Origin of the sequence: Variovorax sp. OK212 (assembly GCF_900112425.1) — a bacterium.
Lineage (GTDB): Bacteria > Pseudomonadota > Gammaproteobacteria > Burkholderiales > Burkholderiaceae_C > Variovorax.
Window position 1 is genome coordinate 1 of sequence record NZ_FOLP01000006.1, and the last position, 18433, is coordinate 18433.

The following is an 18433-nucleotide window of genomic DNA, read 5'->3' on the forward strand; positions in this document are numbered from 1 at the left end:
ATCCACATGGGCATCACCGCCGAGAACGTGGCCGCGCGCTACGGCATCACGCGCGAGCAGATGGACGAACTGGCCGTGACCAGCCAGCAGCGCGCCGCGGCCGCCATTGCCGCCGGCCGCTTCAAGGATCAGATCGTTGCGGTCGAGGTGAAGACGCGCAAGGGCGTCGTGCTGTTCGACACCGACGAACATGTGCGCGCCGACACCACCGCCGACACGCTGGCGAAGATGAAGCCAGCGTTCAAGAAAGACGGCCTCGTGACCGCCGGCAACGCCTCGGGCATCAACGACGGTGCTGCCGCCGTGGTGCTGGCCAGCGGCGAGAGCGTGAAGGCCCGCGGCCTGAAGCCGCTGGCGCGCCTGGTGGGCTATGCGCACGCCGGTGTGGAGCCCGCGTACATGGGCATCGGCCCGGTGCCGGCCACGCGCAAGGTGCTGGAGCGCACCGGGCTGAATGTGAGCGACTTCGACGTGATCGAGTCGAACGAAGCCTTCGCGGCGCAGGCCTGCGCGGTCATCAAGGAGCTGGGCTTCGACCCGGCCAAGGTGAACCCGAACGGCTCGGGTATTTCTCTGGGCCATCCGGTGGGTGCGACGGGCGCGATCATCACCACCAAGGCAATTGCCGAGCTGCACCGCACCGGCGGCCGCTATGCGCTGGTGACGATGTGCATCGGCGGCGGCCAGGGCATTGCCGCCGTGTTCGAGCGCGTCTGAACGCGCTTGCGCCTGTTCAGGGCACACTTGCGGGCATGCTGCGCCCACCTCTGCTGATCGATCCCGACGAAGTCGAGATCAGTGCCATCCGGGCGCAGGGGGCGGGCGGCCAGAACGTCAACAAGGTGTCGAGCGCGGTGCACCTGCGCTACGACATCCCCGCAAGCTCGTTGCCCGCCGACGTGAAGGAACGGCTGCTCGCCTTGCGCGACAGCCGCATCACGCAGGAAGGCGTGCTGGTGCTCAAGGCGCAGCAGCACCGCACGCAGGAAATGAACCGCGCCGACGCGCTCGCGCGGCTGCAGGCGGTGGTCGACAGCGTGGCGACGCCGCCGCGCGTGCGCCGCGCCACCAAGCCGACCTACGGGTCGAAGCAGCGCCGGCTCGAGGGCAAGAGCCAGCGTTCGCAGACCAAGAGCCTGCGCGGGCGGGTTCAGGACTGAGCCGCGGCCGTCGCGGTGGCGGCGGCGCTGTCTCGCTGCTGCAATGCCGCGTCGAAGCGTTCGAGCCGCGCCTGCGCGAAGGCCGGGCGCTGCTGGATGCGCGCCCACCAGCCGACCACGCGGGCGCAGCGAGTGGTCGACAGCGCATCGGGTGCCAGCTCGGCAATGCGCGCCACGAAGGGCACGGCGGCAATGTCGGCCAGCGAGTAGCCCGCGCCGACCAGCCAGTCGCCGCCTTCCAGCATCGCTTCCATCTTGTCGAGCAGCGCCAGCAGCTTGTCTAGCGCCGCGGCCTTTTCCTCGGCGGTGTAGGGCTGCCGCGCAATGCGCAGCCAGGCCTCGCGGCGCTCGGCCGTGGGAATGCGCGACAGCTTGTCCTGCAGCTGTGCGTCGCTCCACTGGCTCGCGCCGGGCTGCAGCGCGATGCTCCAGTTCAGCACCAGCAGGTGGGGCAGCGATTTTTCGTCGGTCCAGCGCACGAAGTTGCGCATCACGGCGCGCTCGTACGCATCGGCGGGCCGCAGCGAGGGCAGCGGATGCAGGTCGTCGAGGTACTCGCAGATGGTCGAGCTTTCGTACAGCGAGTGGCCGTCGTCCAGCCGCAGCGCGGGCACCACGCCGTTCGGGTTCATCGCCAGGTAGGCGGGCGAATGGTGTTCCTGGCGGCCCATGTCGATCGGAATGCTCTCGTAGGGCAGGCCTTTTTCGGCCAGGCACAGGCGCACGCGGCGCGACGCGCTGGACAGCCAGCCGTGATAGAGCTTCATGGGCGGTTCCTTCTGAAGAACGGGAAAGAGTGCGGGGGTCAGGGCACGAGCACGACGGCGCCCGTGGTGGCGCGGTTCTCGAGGTCCTCGTGGGCGCGGCGCACGTCGGCCAGCGCATAGCGGTGGCCCACCGCCAGCTTCACCTGGCCGCCGAGCACCACGTCGAACAGCGCCGCCGCGCCGCGCCGCAGGTCGGCCGGGTCGGCGATGAAGGTGCGCAGCGTGGGCCGAGACACGCTCAGCGACTTCGCATGCAGCCGCTGCAGGTCGAAGGCCTCGACGTCGCCCGAGGCGGTGCCGTAGTTGATGGCCATGCCCAGCGGGCGCAGGCAGTCGAGCGAGGGCAGGAACACGTCCTTGCCGACCGCGTCGTACACCACCGACACACCCTTGCCGCCGGTGAATTCCAGCGTGCGCGCGACGAAGTCTTCGGTTCGGTAGTTCACCACGTGATGGCAGCCGTGCGCGCGTGCCACGTCCATCTTGGCCTCGGAGCCGACGGTGCCGATGACGGTGGCGCCGAGCGCGCGCGCCCATTGCGACAGGATCACGCCCATGCCGCCGGCCGCCGCATGCACCAGCACCGCCTCGCCGGGCTTCACCGCATGGAGCCGGCGCAGCAGGTACTCGGCGGTGAGGCCGCGCAGCAGCGTGGCACCCGCCACCTCTTCGGAGATGCCAGGGGGCAGGGGCACGACGCGCTGGGCCGGCACGTTGCGCACCGCCTGGTAGGCGCCGGGATGGAAGTACGCCACCGACTGCCCCGCGTGAAGGGGCGCCTGGACACCCGGCCCCACGGCATCGATGACGCCCGCGCCCTGCGCGCCCAGCACCACCGGAAAGACTGTTGCCGCATGCGGCCCGTGCGAGCCGCGGCGCTGGTAGATGTCGGCAAAGTTCAGGCCGATGGCCGATTGCCGTATGCGCACCTCGCCCGGCCCCGGCTCGCCGACCTCGACCTCGGTGCGTTCGAGCACTTCGGGGCCGCCGTGGGCCCGGATGCGGATGGCTTGGGTGCGCATGGTCAGGCCTTGCTGGTGGATTTCTTCTTGCCCGCCGCGCGCTGCGTCACGGCCAGCGCGTCGGCCGCCACCTCCGGCGTGGCGACGGGCGCGGCCACCGGCACGCCGTGCGGCATGCTGGCAATGGCGTCCGCGTACACGTTGCCGCCGCTGGAGATGTGGCCGGTCATGGCGCGGCAGGCCGCGTCCTCGTCGCCGTTGAGGATGGCCTCGAGCACCTGCTTGTGCTCCACCAGCGAGTTGCGGATGCGCCCGGGCCGGTCGAACAGCGTGCGCTGCGGATGCCGCATGCGCAGCCGCATGGCGCGCAGCTGCCGGGCCAGCACCTCGTTGAGGCTGCCGTCGTAAATGATCTCGTGGAAGCTGCGGTTGGCAATGCCGTAGAGCTCGGCGTCGCCCTTGGCGGCGGCGTCGCGGCAGTCCTGGTCGGCCTGCTCCAGCAGGCGGCGCTGCACCGCGGGCATGCGCCGCGCCGAGAGGCGCGCGGCCAGGCCTTCGAGCTCCATGAGTATCTCGAGCATGGCCACGTACTCGGGCAGCGACAGGCTCGCCACCACCGCGCCCTGGCGCGGCACGGTGGTCACCAGGCCGGCCGACATGAGCTGCAGCAGGGCCTCGCGCGCCGGGGTGCGCGACACCTCGAAACGGTCCATGAGCTCCTGCTCGTCGATGCGGGAGCCGGCGGTCAGGTGGCCGGAAGTGATTTCCGCCTCGAGGGCGGCGCGGATCTTTTCGCTGAGATTGATGCGTTGCGATGGGGGCATTGAGACGTCTCCGATGCGCTGGATTCTAGACATCATCGTGCACGCACACGGTTTATAAAAATACGTACAAACGAGATATGTATTTTTATAGGCGACGTGAATACACTGAAAAAGAGCCGGCGCATTCCTCCTCAGATCCGGCCATGGAGACACTCATGCCACTGAACAGACGCCATTTCCACGCCCTGGCCGGCGCGGCCGCCGCTGCCGCCTCCGCACCCTGGCTGGGTGCCCAGGCCCAGGCTCAGGCCCCGTCCCAACCTTCGCTCGACGCGCTGCACGAGGCCGCGAAGAAGGAGGGCGAGCTCACCTGGTACATCGTGTACCTGCCCTCCGAAGACGCCGAGCTGATGTCGCGCACCTTCACCGCGCGCTACCCCGGCGTGAAGGTGAACGTGGTGCGCACCACCGCGCAGGTCGCGTTCCAGCGCCTCAACCAGGACCTGAAGGCGAAGACGGCCAACTGCGACGTGTTCTCCTCGACCGACATCGCGCACTACCTCGACCTGAAGCAGCGCAAGCTGCTCATGAAGTACCTGCCCGCGGCCTCCGCCGGCATGGACAAGCGGCTGCAGAACCTCGACCCCGACGGCTACTACCACGTGGCCAGCGTCGCGATGGTCGGCCTGATCTACAACACCGCCAAGGTGAAGCCGGCCGACGCGCCGAAGAGCTGGAACGACCTGGTCGACCCGAAGTGGCGCGGCCTGGCCTCGGTCGGCCACCCGGGCTTCAGCGGCTTCGTGGGCGTGTGGGCGATCGAGATGCGCAAGCTCTACGGCGACGGCTGGTTCAAGAAGCTCGCGGCCAACAAGCCGCAGGTGGGCCGCTCGATCATCGACACCGTGACCACCGTCACCTCGGGCGAGCGCTCGATCGGCGCGGGGCCGATCAACCTCGCGGCCATGGTTGCCGACAAGGGCAACCCGATCGCCATCGTCGCGCCCAAGGAAGGGCCGGTGCTCATGCTGTCGCCCTCGGCCATCATGGCCAACGCGCCGCACCCCAACGCCTCGAAACTCTTCATGGAATGGCTGCTCGGCAGCGAAGACGTCGACAAGCTTTCCGTCGAGCGCTTCGGCGTGCCCAAGCGCGCGGGCGCCAGGCCGCGGCCCGGCGTGCTGGGCCTGGACGACAGCAAGACCGCGTTGCGCCCCGACCCCAAGGAGTCGGTGGACGGCGTGCCCGAAGTCATCGACCTGTGGCGCGATGCTTTCGGCGTCTGAAGCGGCCATGCCGCAACCCGCGCGCGCGGCCGTGCCTTCGCGCCTGGCCGACCCGGCGCTGTGGCTGTTCGGCGTGCTCATCGTGGTGCTGGTGCTGCTGGTGGCCAACCCGATCCTGCGGCTGGTGTGGGACAGCTTCACCGCCTCCGACGGCAGCGCCACGCTGCGCAACTACGCGAGCGCGCTCGGGCGCGCCCGCAACATCCAGGCGCTGCTGAATTCGCTCTACCTCGGCGGCGCGGTGACGGTGCTGGCGCTGGCGCTCGGCGTGCCGCTGGCGCTTGCCGTGTCGCGCACCAACATGCCGTGCCGCAACCTCACGCACATGGGCGTGCTGGCCGCTTTCGTCATGCCCAACTTCCTGGGCGCCATCGCGTGGATCCTGCTGGCCGGGCCGAACGCCGGCTGGCTCAACCGGCTGTGGCTGGCGGTCTTCGGCGGCTTGGGTGGGGAACGCGGGCCGTTCAACATCTTCAGCTTCTGGGGGCTGGCCTTCGTCATTGCGCTGTACACCTTCCCGCTGATCTACGTGTTCACCAAGTCGGCGCTCGACCTGATCTCCACCGAGCTGGAAGACGCGGCCTCGATCCACGGCGCGGGCAAGCTGCGCACGCTCACGCGGGTGACGCTGCCGCTGGTGATGCCGTCGATCGTGGGCGCGGCGATCCTGATCTTCCTGGAGTCGGTGGCGCTGTACGGCACGCCGGCGCTCATTGCCATTCCGGCGGGCATCAACCTCGCGACCACGCAGATCGTGTCGTTCTTCGAATACCCGCTGCGGGTGGAGCAGGCGGCGGCGTTCTCCATGCCGATCCTGGTGCTCACGGTGGCGATGCTCTGGGTGCAGCGCAGGCTGCTGTCGCGCAAGGGCTTCGTCTCGGTGTCGGGCAAGGGCGGCGAGCGCAGGCCCTTCGACATCGGCATGTGGAAGTGGCCGCTGCTGGCGTACGCCGCGCTGGTGTCGCTGCTCACGGTGGTGATGCCGCTGGCCATCCTGGTGCTGGCGTCGCTGTCCAAGGCCTGGGGCAAGGGCGTTGCGAGCGGCAACCTCACGCTGGCGAACTACCACGACATTTTCTTCCAGCAGCTGACGGTGCGCGAGGCCCTCGTGAACACAGTACTGTATTCGGGCGCCACCGCGCTGGTCTGCGTGCTCATGGGGCTGTGCGTGGCCTATGCGGTGCAGCGGCGCATCACGCCGTGGCCGGGCGTGGTGCAGTTCCTGTCGCTCGCGCCGGTGGCGGTGCCGGGGCTGATCCTGGCCATCGGCCTGTATGCGGCGTATGCGGGGCCGCCGTTCTCGCTGTACGGCACGGGCGCGCTGATCGTGGTGGCCTTCACCACGCGCTTCCTGCCGATTGCCGTGACGGCCTGCGCGGCGGCGGTGCGCTCGCTCAACCCCGAGCTCGAGGAGGCGGTGCGCGTGCTGGGCGGCGGGCGCATCACCGTGCTGGCGCGCGTGGTGTTCCCGCTGCTGAAGACCACGCTGGTGGGCGTGTTCATCCTGGTGTTCGTGATCTGCACCAAGGAGCTGTCGACGGCGGTGTTTCTCACCGGCCCGGCCTCGCGCGTGGTGTCGGTCCTCACGCTCGACCTGAGCGAGCAGGGCAACTACGAGACCCTGGCCGCGATGGGCGTGGTGCTGGTGGTGATCACCACGCTCGTGGTGGCGGCGGGCATGCGCGTCGCCGGGCGCGACTTCATGCTGCGGCGGCCCTGACGCAAGACGCACGGAACAAGAAGGAACCCCCATGTCCAAGCTTCAACTCAAGAACATCCACAAGAACTACGGCACCACGGCGGTGGTGAACGACCTGAGCCTCGAGCTGCGCCAGGGCGAGCTGGTCACGCTGCTCGGCCCCTCGGGCTGCGGCAAGACCACCACGCTGCGCATGATCGCGGGCTTCATCGAGCTCACGGCCGGTGCCATTGCCATGAACGGCCAGGAGATATCGGGCGCGGGGCGCACGGTGCCGCCCGAGCACCGCGGCATGTCGATGATCTTCCAGAGCTACGCGATCTGGCCGAACATGACCGTGGCCCAGAACGTGGGCTTCGGCCTCGATGTGCGGCGCACGCCGGCCGCGCAGGCGAAGCGCCGCGTGCACGAGATGCTGGAGGTGGTGCACCTGCAGCACCTGGCGCACCGCTACCCGGCGGAGCTCTCCGGCGGGCAGCAGCAGCGCGTGGCGCTGGCACGCGCCATGGTCGTGCGGCCCGAGGTGCTGCTGCTCGACGAGCCGCTGTCCAACCTCGACGCCAACCTGCGCGAGGAAATGGCCAACGAGATCCGCCGCCTGCACGACGAGTTCCGCTTCACCACCGTGTACGTCACGCACGACCAGTCGGAGGCCATGACCATCTCCGACCGCATCGCGGTGCTCAACCTCGGCCGGCTCGAGCAGATCGACACGCCCTGGAACCTCTACAACCGCCCGCACACGCCGTTCGTGGCGGGCTTCATCGGCCGCACCAACCTCGTGAGCGCGAGCCTGCGCGCGGGCCGCATCACGCTGGACGGGTTGCAGGGCGAAGTGCCGGTGGAGCAGGCCGCCGATGCCGCCGCCACCGGTGATGCGCGCGACCGCGCCGACGCGCGCGTGTCGATCCGGCCGCAGTCGCTGTACCTCGGCGAAGGTGCGCCGGTGGCGCCGGGCGCGCTGCCGATGGGGCCGGTGTCGGTGGTGTCGCGCACCTACCTCGGCGAGTACTGGGACTACGTGGTGCAGCCGCTGGGCGGCGGCGAAACGCTCAAGGTGCACGCGCCGCCGTCGAGCGTGCTGGAGATCGGCCACCAGTCGCAGCTGTCGGTGGACCCGCGCGGCGTGGCCGTGGTGAGCTGATGCGAACAAGAGAAACGGAGACGACGACATGCAACAACACCAGAATTTTCTACACCGTCGCAGCCTGCTCGGCGCCGCGGCGGCAACGGGCGCACTGTGGTGCGCCAGGGGAGCAAGTGCCATGACCGAGAGCGAGATTTTTCCCGTCGTCGAGACCGCCAACGGCCGCCTGCGCGGCCTCATGTCGGGCGGCATCGCGGTGTTCAAGGGCGTGCACTACGGTGCCGATACCGCGGGCGCCAACCGCTTCATGCCGCCCGCGCCGGTGGCGCGCTGGGCCGGCGTGCGCGACGCCACGGCCTACGGCAACTACGCGCCGCAGATGCCGGCCGACCGCCGGCGCGCCTATGCCGACCTGATCATGTACGACCTGCAGCCCGGCGGCATGGGCGAAGACTGCCTGGTGATGAACATCTGGACGCCCTCGGCTTCGGCCAGCAGCGGCCATGCCGCCAGGCGGCCGGTGATGGTGCACCTGCACGGCGGTGGCTACTACGCGGGCTCGGGCAACTCCGCGCAGTTCGACGGCGAGATGCTGGCGCGCTTCGGCGACGCGGTGGTGGTCACGCTCAACCACCGGCTCGGTTCGTTCGGCTTCCTCGACCTGTCGGAGCTCGGCGGCGCGCGCCATGCGCAGTCGGGCGCGGTGGGCATGCTCGACATCGTGGCCGCGCTCGGCTGGATCAAGGAGAACATCGCGGCCTTCGGCGGCGATGCGTCGCGCGTGCTGGTGTTCGGCCAGTCGGGCGGCGGCCTGAAGACCAGCACGCTGATGGCGATGCCTTCGGCGCGCGGCCTGTTCCACCGCGCCGGCGTGATGAGCGGCTCGGCCCTGCGCGTGACGCCGCAGGACGCCTCGCGCAGGGCGGCCAGCGAATTCGTGGCCGCGCTCGGCATCGGCAAGGACCCGCTGCGCCAGCTGCAGTCGCTTCCGATGCACACGCTGCTGGCCGCGCAGGTGACGATGGAGGAGGCCGACCGCGCCAAGGGCGAGGCGCCGCGCTCGTTCTCGCCCGTGCTCGACGGCACGGCCATTGCACGCCATCCCTTCGACCCCGACGCGCCGGCGCTCTCGGCCGAGGTGCCGATGATCGTGGGCACCGTGCTGGACGAGCGCGCCTACCGCATGGTCAATTTCAACCTCGACGAAGCGGGGCTGCTCAGGTTCGTGGAGGCCCGCGCGGGCGGCGATGCGCGCAAGGTGCTCGCGATGTACCGCGACGAAGACCCGGCCGCGTCGCCCTACGTGCTGCAGGCGCGCATCGACACCGACATGAGCTTTCGCCGCGCCGCGCAGGTGCAGGCAGGGCGCAAGGCGGCCGCCGGTGCGGCGCCGGCCTACGCCTACCTGTGGAAGATCGCCAGCCCGGCCTATGGCGGGCGCTACGGCGCGCCGCACGGCACCGACATCGGGCCGAGCCTGCACGACATCCGCAACGGGCTGAACGGCCCGAGCGCGGAAAACGTGCGGCTGGCCGACCAGCTGGCCGGCGCCTGGGTGGCGTTTGCCGCCACCGGCGACCCGAACAACGCGCGAACACCGCGCTGGCCCGCGTACTCGGTGGCGCAGCGCGGCACGCTCGTCTTCGAGGGCAACAGCAGCCGCACGGGCGCGCAGGACGATCCGCGCAAGGCGTTTCGCGAGTACTGGGGGGCGCACTGATGAATGCCTTCACCGACCACACGAACCACGTGGACCACGCCAACCGTGGAGTGCCCGCCGCGATGCCCGATGCCCCCCGCGCCGAACTGCCGCTGTCCCGCTACAAGGTGCTCGACCTGAGCATCGCGCGCGCCGGCCCCACCGCCGTGCGGCTGCTGGCCGACTGGGGCGCCGACGTCACGCGCGTCGACCCGCCGTCGGACCGCGGCTCCGTCACCGGCCGCCGGCGCGGCTCCGACGAGCAGAACCTGCACCGCAACAAGCGCAGCGTGTGCCTGGACCTCAAGAAGCCGCAGGGCGCCGAGGTGCTGCGCCGGCTCATCGCGCGCAGCGACGTGGTGGTCGAGAACTTCCGCGCCGACGTGAAAGAGCGCCTGGGCCTGACCTACGAGCAGCTGCGGCGCCTGAACCCGCGCATCATCCTGGCGAGCATCTCGGGCTTCGGGCAGGACGGCCCGTACAGCGACCGGCCCGGCGTCGACCAGATCGTGCAGGGCATGTGCGGGCTGAGCTCGGTCACCGGCGAGCCGGGGCGCGGGCCGGTGCGCGTGGGCATCGCCATCTCGGACACCACGGCGGGCATGTTCCTGGGGCAGGGCATCCTGCTGGCGCTGCTGCACCGCGAGCACACGGGCGAGGGCCAATGGGTGCACACCTCGCTGCTGGAGAGCATGCTCAACAAGCTCGACTTCCAGGCCGCGCGCTACACGGTCGACGGCGAGGTGGCCGCGCAGCAGGGCAACTCGCACCCCACGCTCGCGCCCATGGGCACCTACCGCGCGCGCGACGGCATGATCAACATCGCGGCCAGCACCGACCGCATGTGGGCCGGCTTCTGCGAGGCGCTGGACGGAGGCTCGCTGCTCGCCCACCCCGACTACCGCGAGCCTGCCTCGCGCTTCGCGCACCGCGTGCAGCTCGACGCCGACATCAACGCGCTGACCTCGCGCTTCGACACCGCCGAGCTGGTGGCGCGGCTCAACCCGGCGGGCGTGCCCTGCGGGCCGATCTACGACATCGGGCAGGCCTTCGAGGACCCGCAGGTCAGGCACCTGCGCATGACGCGCCCGGCCACGCACCCCGCGCTGGGCGAGCTGGCGCTGCTGCGTTCGCCGATCAACCTGTCGGCCTTCGCGCATCCCGAGCACTTTCACCACGCGGGCCCCGACCCGGGCGAGCAGTGCGACGCCTTGCTGGGCGAACTGGGCTACGACGCGGGCGCCATCGAGGCGATGCATGCCGCGGGGGCCGTGGCATGAGCGCGCGCATTGCACGCCGCCTGGCGCTGGCCACGCCGAAGATCGTGGCCGAGGTGGAAGACGGCGTGGGCTGGCTCACCTTCAACAACCCCGAGCGCCGCAACGCGGTGTCGCTGGAGATGTGGAAGGGCCTGGGCGATGCGGCGCAGGCCTTCGAGGCCGACCCCGAGGTGCGCGTCGTGGTGATGCGCGGGGCGGGCGGCAAGTCGTTCGCGGCGGGTGCCGACATCTCCGAGTTCGAGCAGTTCCGCGCCAATGCCGAGCAGAAGGAAGCCTACGGCAGGATCGCCGCGCGCGGCCAGCAGGGGCTCGCGCAGCTGAGCAAGCCGCTGGTCGCGATGATCGAAGGCTTCTGCATCGGCGGCGGGCTCGCGTTGGCGCTGACGGCGGACATCCGCTTTGCCACCGCCGGCTCGCGCTTCGGCATTCCGGCGGCCAGGCTGGGACTGGGCTACGAGTACGCGGGCATCGCGGCGCTGGCGCGGCTGGTGGGGCCGTCGGCCGCGAAGGACATTCTTTTCAGCGCGCGCTTCCTCGCGACGGACGAGGCGCTGCGCATCGGCCTGGTGAACACCGTGGTGGACGAGGGGCGGCTGGCCGAGACGGTGCGCATGTACGCGCTCGGCATCGCCGCCAACGCGCCGCTCACGGTGCACGCCGCCAAGGCGGCGGTGCGCGTGTTCGAAAGCTACTCGGCCACGCCCGAGGCCGACGCCATCGCGCCGCTGGTCGACCGCTGCTTCGACAGCGACGACTACCGCGAGGGCCGCCGCGCCTTCATGGACAAGCGCACCCCGGTTTTCAAAGGACGTTGAGCATGGACATTCCCGAACTGACGATCGACGGCGCGGTGGCGCGCATCACGCTGCGGCGCCCCGGGCAGGCCAACCGCCTGGAGCCCGACGACCTCGCGGCCATTGCGGCGCACATCGAGACGGTGAATGCACGGCCCGAGGTGCTGGTGCTCGTGCTGCAGGCGCAGGGCAAGTACTTCAGCAGCGGCTACGACATCGGGCGCATCGGCGCGTCGCGCCACGTGGCCTTCGACGAGGTGGTGAACGCGATGGAAGACGCGCGGCCCGTGACGCTGGCCCTGCTGCAGGGCAGCGTCTACGGCGGCGCGACCGACTTCGCGCTGGCCTGCGACTTCCGCCTTGGCGCGCAGGGCATCGACATGTTCATGCCGGCCGCGCGGCTGGGCCTGCACTTCTACCAGCGCGGGCTGGAGCGCTACGTGAGCCGGCTCGGGCTGGACAACGCCAAGCGGCTGTTCCTGACGGCCGAGCGCATCGACGCACAGGAGATGAAGGCCATCGGCTTCCTCACCCACCTGGTGCCCGCGACGGAACTGGCCGCGGCGGCGCAAGGGCTGGCCGGCACGCTCGCGGCCATGGCGCCCATTGCATTGATCGGCATGAAGAAGCACCTGAACCGCATCGCGCGCGGCACGCTCGACGAAGGCGAGTTGCGCGGCGACATGGTGCGCGCCGCCGAATCGGCCGACCTGCGCGAAGGACAGCGCGCGTGGGCCGAGAAGCGGCCGCCGCGCTTCACGGGCACCTGAGCCGCTCAGGGTGCCGAGCGCACCCCGTGTTCAGTGGCTTCCGGTGGCTTTCAGGGGCTGGCCGGCGTGGCGAGCGGGGCGATGCCCGCACCGCCGCGCAAGCGCCGAACCTGCAGCCCCACGCCCACCAGGTACAGCACGAACAGCACGCCCGTGATCGCCTTGAGCGCGGGCGCGTCCGGGCTCGACAACACCGGCGCGCCCAGCGGCAGGCGCGTCAGCGTCTCGGTGAAAGCCGGGATCCAGTGGAAGAGGAAGCTGGCCGAGAACGCGATGGCCTCGACGTAGCGCGCGGACTTGCCGAAGAGCGCGCCGCGGCCCGCCAACGCACCCACCGCGAGCGCCACCAGCGTGATGATGCCCAGCGCATGCGGCTTGCCGAAGCCGCCGTGCTGGAAGATGCCGAAGCCGGTGAGGCAGGTGAGCACGGTGGTCCAGACGAACACCCGGCCGAGGCCGGAGCGCATCGTGATCTCTTTGTAGCGGAGCAGGGCCCAGAGCCCCGCTGCGACTGCGACCAGGCTGATCGCCGTGTGAACCGTGCCGAGGGACGTGAGTCCCAGCCATCCAGTGGGTGCCATGCGGAGCTCCTCGTGTCGTGGTGCGGCATTCTGGCGCGTTGCAATGAATTTGTGTGATCTGGGAGGAAATGAGTGCCAAAGACCCTGCTTTACAGGCTTGACACATGCGCCAAGCACAATCGGGGTCATGAGAAGGTTCTTTTCGCGTGTCCTGCTGTCCGCGCTTTTCCTGGCACCGGCCGCGGCACTCCTGGGCGGCTGCGGGCCCGAATCGGCGCACGGCGCGAGCGCATCGGCAACCGGCGCGGCGGCCGAGCTCAAGTGGGAAGAGCTGATTCCCAAGAGCTGGGACCCGACCAGGCGCTACCGCAACATCAGCCTGGAGGCGCTGCGCGACAACGATCCGCGCGCGATCCAGATGCTCGACGAGATGCGCGCCGTCTGGGACAACGCGCCGGTGAACGTGGCGCTCGACGGCAAGCCTGGCAAGCTCGCGGGCTTCGTGGTGCCGCTGGACGCCACGCAGGACGGCATTCGCGAGTTCCTGCTGGTGCCGTACTTCGGCGCCTGCATCCACACCCCGCCGCCGCCCGCCAACCAGATCGTGCACGTGATCGCGCCCGCGCCCGTCAAGGGCCTGCATGCGATGGACACGGTGTACGTGAGCGGCACGCTGAAGGCGGCGCGCTACGCGTCGGCGGACATGGGCGTGAGCGGCTACGAGATCGCCTCGGCCGCGGTCGAGCGCTTCACGCCGAAGCAGCCGCAGTAGATCCAGATCGAAGCAGGCGCTGAGCGGGCCGCCGCTCAGGTCATGCGCTGCGAGAGAAAGTCCAGGAACGAAGTGATGCGCGCCGACAGCTGCGTGTTGCGGTAGTACACCGCGTTGACGGGCTGGCGCACGTCCGCCGTCTCCTTGGCCAGCACCTGCACCAGCGCGCCGCTTGCGCGGTCGGCGATCGTCATGAAGTCCGACAGGCACACGATGCCCACGCCGGCCAGCGCCAGCTGGCGCAGCGTCTCGCCGCTGGAGGCCATCACCGCGGGCGCGATGGTCCATTCGTCGCCGTGCACGCCGCGCAGCGGCCAGCGGTTGAGCGACTCGGGCTGGGTGAAGCCCAGCAGCGCATGCCCGGCCAGGTCTTCCACCTTGCGCGGCTTGCCGTGCGCCTCGAGGTAGGCGGGGCTGGCCAGCACGCGCAAGCGGTGCGTGCCGAGCGGGCGCGCATGCAGCGTGGAGTCGCGCAGCGGGCCGATGCGAATGGCGATGTCGGTGCGCCGCTCCAGCAGGTCGATGGGCAGGTCGTCGGTGTCCAGTTCGAGGTCGATCTGCGGACAGAGCCGCCGGAACTCCGGCACCAGCGGCACGATGGCGTGCAGCATGAAAGGCGAGGCCGCGTTCACGCGCAGCCGGCCGGCCGGCTGCTGGCGGCGCGCGGCCATCTGCTCCTCGGCGTCGTCGATGGCGTCGAGGATGGCGCGCGTGCGCTGCAGGAAGGCGGCGCCTTCCTCGGTGAGCTCGAGCCGGCGCGTGGTGCGGCGCAGCAGCGTGGTGTCCAGCTTCTGCTCGAGCCGGCTGAGCGCGCGGCTGATGCCCGAGACGGTCTGCGCGAGCTGCGCCGATGCGGCCGTGATCGAGCCCGTGTCCACCACCGTGCGAAAGGCGACCAGTTCTTCGATGGTGGTTTTCATCGGGCGGCGGGGGCTCGGGCGGGGATCAGACGGCGGTGGGCTCGTTCACCGGCACGTCGATGCGCGGCATCAGCGCGGCCAGCGCCTCGCCGTCGGTGCGGTAGCTGAAGAGCATCGGCCCCGGCGCCAGCAGGCCCGCGCGTTCCAGCACCTGCAGGGCGGGCAGCTTGAGGCCGCTCAGGTGCAGGCGCACGCCCTTGGCTTCCATCATCCGGCGGATCGAGCCGAACACCTCGGCGCCGGTGATGTCGATGCGGTTGATGGGCTGCGCGAACAGGCACACGTCGGTGAGCTCGGGCCGCTCGGCCAGCGCCACGGTGAGCGCGCGCTCGAGCGTGGAGGCCGAGGCGAAGTCGAGCTCGGCGTCCATGCGCAGCGCATAGAGCTGCGGCGCCAGCGGCGGCAGCTTCCACAGGTTGCGGTCGCGCAGGCTGCCGTCGGGGTGCAGGCCCACTTCGATGATGCGCGGGTGCAGGTGGCGGTACATGTAGTGCGCCATGCTGGCCAGCAGGCCGCCCAGCACGCCCCAGTAGATGCTGGGCGCCGTTGCGATGGTCAGCACGAAGGTGCCGAAGGCGATGCCGGCCTCGATGCGCGACACGCGCCACAGCGCCTTGAAGCTCGCCGGCTTCACCAGCCCCAGGATGGCCGTGACCACCACCGCCGCCAGCACCGCCTGCGGCACGTGGTACAGCAGCGGCATGAGCCACAGCAGCGCGCCGGCCACCACCACCACGCTGAAGAGCGTGGCCCAGCCGGTCTGCGCGCCCGCATACAGCGTGATGGCCGAGCGCGAGAACGACGAGCTGGTGGGAAAGGCGCCCGTGAAGCCCGAGGCCAGCTTGGCCAGGCCCTGGCCGATCAGGTCCTGGTTTTCGTTCCACAGCGTGCCGGCGCGCGCGTTGTCGACCTTGGCGCTCGACGCGGTTTCCAGGAAGCTCACCAGCGTGATCATCAGCGCCGGCAGCACCAGCGCGCTGAAGGTGCCCAGCGGCAGCAGGCCGGGCCAGTAGAACGAGGGCAGGCCCGAAGGCAGGCTGCCCACCACCGCGCCGCCGCGCAGCGCGTAGTCGACCCCCCAGCTGATGGCGGCCGCGCCGGCCACCAGCGCCATGGTGGTCGGAAAGCGCGGCAGCATGCGCTTGCCGAGCCACAGCACCGCGATGCTGCCCAGCCCGAAGGCGATGGCCACGAGGTCGGGCAGCGGCCCGCCCTGCAGCACCTGAGGAATGGTGCGGCCCGTGAAGCCCAGCAGCGCGGGCAGCTGCGAAATGGCGATCAGCACCGCCGCGCCCTGCGTGAAGCCGATGAGCACCGGCGAGTTGACCAGCCGCAGCAGCCAGCCGAAGCGCCCCGCGCCCAGCACGATCTGGATGGTGCCGGACATCAGCGTGAGCCACACCGCCATGGCCACCCACTCGTCGCTGCCGGCCACCGCCAGCGGCGCGAGCGAGGCGCCGACCAGCAGGCTGGTGAGCGCCGTGGGCCCGACCGACAGCCGCTGCGACGAGCTGAACATCACCGCGATGAGCGCCGGGAACAGCGCCGCGTACACGCCCGTCACCAGCGGCATGCCGGCCAGCGCGGCATACGCCACGCCTTGCGGGATGACCATCAGCGCCACGGTGATGCCGGCCATCGCCTCGTTGCGCAGCAGCGCGGCGGAAGGGCGCGGCCAGGCGAGGCAGGGAACCCAGCGCGCGAGGCGCTGGCGAAGGGAGGGAGAGGGGACAGCCGGGGTCATGGACGTTTGCGGGCGCACGAAAGTGCACGAAGGGGCGTACGAAGGCGCGCGAAAAAATGGCGGCAGGCCCGTGCGCTGTGCGCCGCGCGGGGAACGGGCGAGCCGCCTGCAGGGATCAGATCAGCGAAGTGGCGTTCTTCAGCACGTAGTCGCAGGCCTTGGTCTTGACCTTGGAGGACAGCAGCTTGAAGTTCAGCGTCTGGCCGTCGCCGCCCTTGAGCAGGCCCTTGGCGCCGCTGTTGAAGCCGGTTTCCTGCGGCTTCTGGCCGGTGATCTTGGCGAGCAGCTTGTCTTTCACCGAGGCCGCGTCGCCGCCCAGGTAGTTGTTCTTCACGCAGTACTGCAGCACGCCGGCCGCGTTGCCCATGGTGCTGGAGCCGATGGCGGGCATCTTGAAGCCGAGGTTGCCGAGCGCGGAGGCGGCACCGCCGCCTTGCGCGCCCTGCGTGGATTGCGCGTTGGCGCCGGCGGCTTCGCCGGCCTTTTCCTTCAGCTGGTCGAGCAGGTTGTTGGCCTGCGCCGAGGCGCCCGCGGCGAGCAGGGCGAGGGCAATGAGGGTGGAGCGAGCATGCATGGTGGTCTCCTGTGGGAAGCGGCCACCAGCATAACGGACGCGGCAGGGGGCGAAGACCGCCCGGACTGCCTGTTTGTCCGCCTTGCCCTCCTGTTTCTTACCTGGTGCGCGCGGGGCGCTTCTCCAGCAGCGGCGTGCTCGTGCCCTGCACGCCCACCAGGCCCAGCACCGTCACCAGCGAGTTCTGCGCGCCCTTCCAGCCGTCGGTCACGTCGATCCATTCGCTCAGTGCATGGAAGCCGCCGGTCTTGCCGCCGCCGCCGATGATGATGGCCGGGATGCCCAGCGACATGGGCACGTTGGCGTCGGTGCTGGCGCCGGTCAGCAGCGTCTTGTGGCCGAAGGCCGTGTTCGAGCGCGTGGCGGCCTCGACGATCACCGTGTCCGACTGCGTGCGGCCACCCGGGCGGTCGCCGATGAGCTTGGTGCTCACGCTCAGCGTGGTCACGCCCCAGCGCTTGTTCTCCTCGACCACGGCTTCGTCGATGGCGGCCAGGATCTTCTTTTCGGTTTCGAGCAGCGGCGCCATTTCGTCGGAGCGGATGTCCACCGCCATGCGCGCGTCGGGCGCGATGGTGTTCACCGAGGTGCCGCCGCCCACGGTGCCGACCGTGAAGGTGGTCTTGGGGAAGGTCGGCGTGCGCACGTCGGCGATCTTGGCGATGGCGCGGCCCATGCCGTGGATGGCGCTGGGCACCTGGCCGAAGGCGCCGAAGCTGTGGCCGCCGGGGCCCTTGAAGGTCACTTCGTAGCGGTGCGAGCCGGTGCCCAGCATCAGCACCGTGCCTTCGGGCGCGGGCTCCAGGCCGACCATGCCGTCGATGTCGAGGTTGTCGCGGAAGATGGCCTTGATGCCGCGCAGGTTGCCGAGTTCTTCCTCGCCCACGTTGCCCACGAACAGCAGGTCGCCCACGGTCTGCACCTTGTTGTCGTTCAGTACCTTGAGCCACGACAGCAGCACCGACAGGCCGCGCGTGTCGTCGGAGATGCCCGGCGCATGGAGCTTGCCGTCGCGCTCCTTCACCTTCACGTCGGTGCCGGCGGGGAACACGGTGTCCAGGTGGGCGGAGATGAGCAGCTTCGGCCCGTTGCCCGTGCCCTTGCGCAGGCCCACCACGTTGCCTTCGGCATCGATCTTCGCGTCGGTCAGGCCCAGCGCCTTCATGCGCGCGAGGAAGGCTTCGGCGCGTTTCTGTTCCTTGAAGGGAGGGGCCTCGATCTCGGTGAGCATCTTCAGGTCTTCGACCGAGCGGTCGTGGTCGGCCTTGACTGCGTCCAGCAGTTTCTGGATGGCGGGCGAGGCCATCAGCTGGGTGTAGGCCTTGTCGACGTCGGGGCGCACCTGCGCGGGCGTGGCCGCGACGGCGCCGGTCTGGGCATGGGCGAGGCCGGCCGCGGCGGATGCGATGGCCAGCACGAGCGGGGCGAGGCGAAGGGACCGCAGAGGGCGAAGGGGCGCTGGACGAGACATGGTGGGCAGGAGTCCTGGGAAGTGAGACAAAAAACGGGCAAGGGGGCGCGCCGCCGGCGCGGCGTCGTCAGCAATTCTTGCGAGTGTGCTAGGCGCCTGCTCTGGTTTAATCTTAGGCGTCGTCAGTTTTTCTAACGACGCGCCCGCTTCATCTGCTTCACCT

The 18433-nt window shown here is 70.1% G+C and carries 18 protein-coding genes; 10 read left to right on the forward strand and 8 right to left on the reverse strand.

All coding sequences use genetic code 11. The features are described from left to right. The coding region (locus BM004_RS18915; protein ID WP_143120470.1) for an acetyl-CoA C-acyltransferase at window positions 1–717 on the forward strand (717 nt) is incomplete at its 5' end. 35 nt (window positions 718–752) lie between these two features. Continuing rightward, window positions 753–1160: an alternative ribosome rescue aminoacyl-tRNA hydrolase ArfB gene (arfB, locus tag BM004_RS18920; protein WP_093215762.1), complete on the forward strand. Its 408-nt coding sequence runs from the start codon at window positions 753–755 to the stop codon at window positions 1158–1160. On the opposite strand, the gene BM004_RS18925 is transcribed toward arfB, so the two are convergent. From BM004_RS18925 to BM004_RS18935, 3 genes are read right to left on the reverse strand one after another with little or no spacing between them, the layout of a single operon-like run. Continuing rightward, window positions 1151–1927: a glutathione S-transferase family protein gene (locus BM004_RS18925; RefSeq protein WP_093215765.1), complete on the reverse strand. Its 777-nt coding sequence runs from the start codon at window positions 1925–1927 to the stop codon at window positions 1151–1153. The two genes, arfB and BM004_RS18925, sit on opposite strands and share 10 nt — an antisense overlap. Window positions 1928–1965: 38 nt before the next feature. Beyond that, entirely contained in the window at window positions 1966–2949 is a 984-nt protein-coding gene (locus BM004_RS18930) for a quinone oxidoreductase family protein (protein WP_093215766.1), read from the reverse strand. 2 nt (window positions 2950–2951) lie between these two features. Continuing rightward, window positions 2952–3713: a GntR family transcriptional regulator gene (locus tag BM004_RS18935; protein ID WP_093129576.1), complete on the reverse strand. Its 762-nt coding sequence runs from the start codon at window positions 3711–3713 to the stop codon at window positions 2952–2954. A 155-nt stretch (window positions 3714–3868) separates the two neighbouring features. Between BM004_RS18935 and BM004_RS18940 the strand changes: the two genes are divergently transcribed. The 7 genes from BM004_RS18940 (at window position 3869) to BM004_RS18970 (ending at window position 12268) form a co-directional block, all read left to right on the forward strand. Continuing rightward, window positions 3869–4939, forward strand: coding sequence for an ABC transporter substrate-binding protein (locus BM004_RS18940; RefSeq protein WP_093129577.1), 1071 nt, complete (start codon window positions 3869–3871; stop codon window positions 4937–4939). A 7-nt stretch (window positions 4940–4946) separates the two neighbouring features. Next, window positions 4947–6659 carry an ABC transporter permease gene (locus tag BM004_RS18945; RefSeq protein ID WP_256219952.1) on the forward strand — a complete coding sequence of 571 codons (1713 nt, stop codon included), beginning with the start codon at window positions 4947–4949 and terminating at the stop codon, window positions 6657–6659. 31 nt (window positions 6660–6690) lie between these two features. After that, a complete protein-coding gene (locus BM004_RS18950; protein WP_093129579.1) occupies window positions 6691–7782 on the forward strand; it encodes an ABC transporter ATP-binding protein in 1092 nt (363 codons plus the stop codon). A 121-nt stretch (window positions 7783–7903) separates the two neighbouring features. Continuing rightward, window positions 7904–9445 carry a carboxylesterase/lipase family protein gene (locus BM004_RS18955; protein WP_256219953.1) on the forward strand — a complete coding sequence of 514 codons (1542 nt, stop codon included), beginning with the start codon at window positions 7904–7906 and terminating at the stop codon, window positions 9443–9445. Between the two features lie 62 nt (window positions 9446–9507). Then, entirely contained in the window at window positions 9508–10704 is a 1197-nt protein-coding gene (locus BM004_RS18960) for a CaiB/BaiF CoA transferase family protein (RefSeq protein WP_093129930.1), read from the forward strand. Then, window positions 10701–11519: an enoyl-CoA hydratase gene (locus tag BM004_RS18965; protein WP_093215771.1), complete on the forward strand. Its 819-nt coding sequence runs from the start codon at window positions 10701–10703 to the stop codon at window positions 11517–11519. The genes BM004_RS18960 and BM004_RS18965 overlap by 4 nt, the downstream gene beginning before the upstream one ends. Before the next feature lie 2 nt (window positions 11520–11521). Continuing rightward, on the forward strand, window positions 11522–12268 hold the full coding sequence (locus BM004_RS18970) for an enoyl-CoA hydratase/isomerase family protein (RefSeq protein ID WP_093215774.1): 747 nt from the start codon (window positions 11522–11524) through the stop codon (window positions 12266–12268). 50 nt (window positions 12269–12318) lie between these two features. Here BM004_RS18970 and BM004_RS18975 read toward each other — a convergent pair whose 3' ends face one another. Beyond that, window positions 12319–12849, reverse strand: a complete 531-nt coding sequence (locus BM004_RS18975) for a DUF2306 domain-containing protein (RefSeq protein WP_093129583.1) — start codon at window positions 12847–12849, stop codon at window positions 12319–12321. Between the two features lie 127 nt (window positions 12850–12976). On the opposite strand from BM004_RS18975, the gene BM004_RS18980 reads away from it, so the two are divergent. Continuing rightward, the gene (locus BM004_RS18980) at window positions 12977–13561 is read left to right on the forward strand and encodes a DUF3299 domain-containing protein (protein WP_177206537.1); all 585 of its coding nucleotides are present in this window, start codon (window positions 12977–12979) and stop codon (window positions 13559–13561) included. Window positions 13562–13596: 35 nt separating this feature from the next. Here BM004_RS18980 and BM004_RS18985 read toward each other — a convergent pair whose 3' ends face one another. The 4 genes from BM004_RS18985 to BM004_RS19000 form a co-directional block, all read right to left on the reverse strand. Next, on the reverse strand, window positions 13597–14481 hold the full coding sequence (locus BM004_RS18985) for a LysR substrate-binding domain-containing protein (RefSeq protein WP_093215777.1): 885 nt from the start codon (window positions 14479–14481) through the stop codon (window positions 13597–13599). A 25-nt stretch (window positions 14482–14506) separates the two neighbouring features. Further along, window positions 14507–16225, reverse strand: a complete 1719-nt coding sequence (locus BM004_RS18990) for a SulP family inorganic anion transporter (RefSeq protein WP_093215779.1) — start codon at window positions 16223–16225, stop codon at window positions 14507–14509. A gap of 115 nt (window positions 16226–16340) precedes the next feature. Next, window positions 16341–16799 (reverse strand): DUF2501 domain-containing protein, encoded by a 459-nt coding sequence (locus BM004_RS18995; RefSeq protein ID WP_093129586.1) that lies wholly within the window; start codon window positions 16797–16799, stop codon window positions 16341–16343. Between the two features lie 97 nt (window positions 16800–16896). Beyond that, window positions 16897–18270 carry a M20/M25/M40 family metallo-hydrolase gene (locus tag BM004_RS19000; protein WP_093215782.1) on the reverse strand — a complete coding sequence of 458 codons (1374 nt, stop codon included), beginning with the start codon at window positions 18268–18270 and terminating at the stop codon, window positions 16897–16899. Between the last annotated feature and the right edge of the window lie 163 nt (window positions 18271–18433).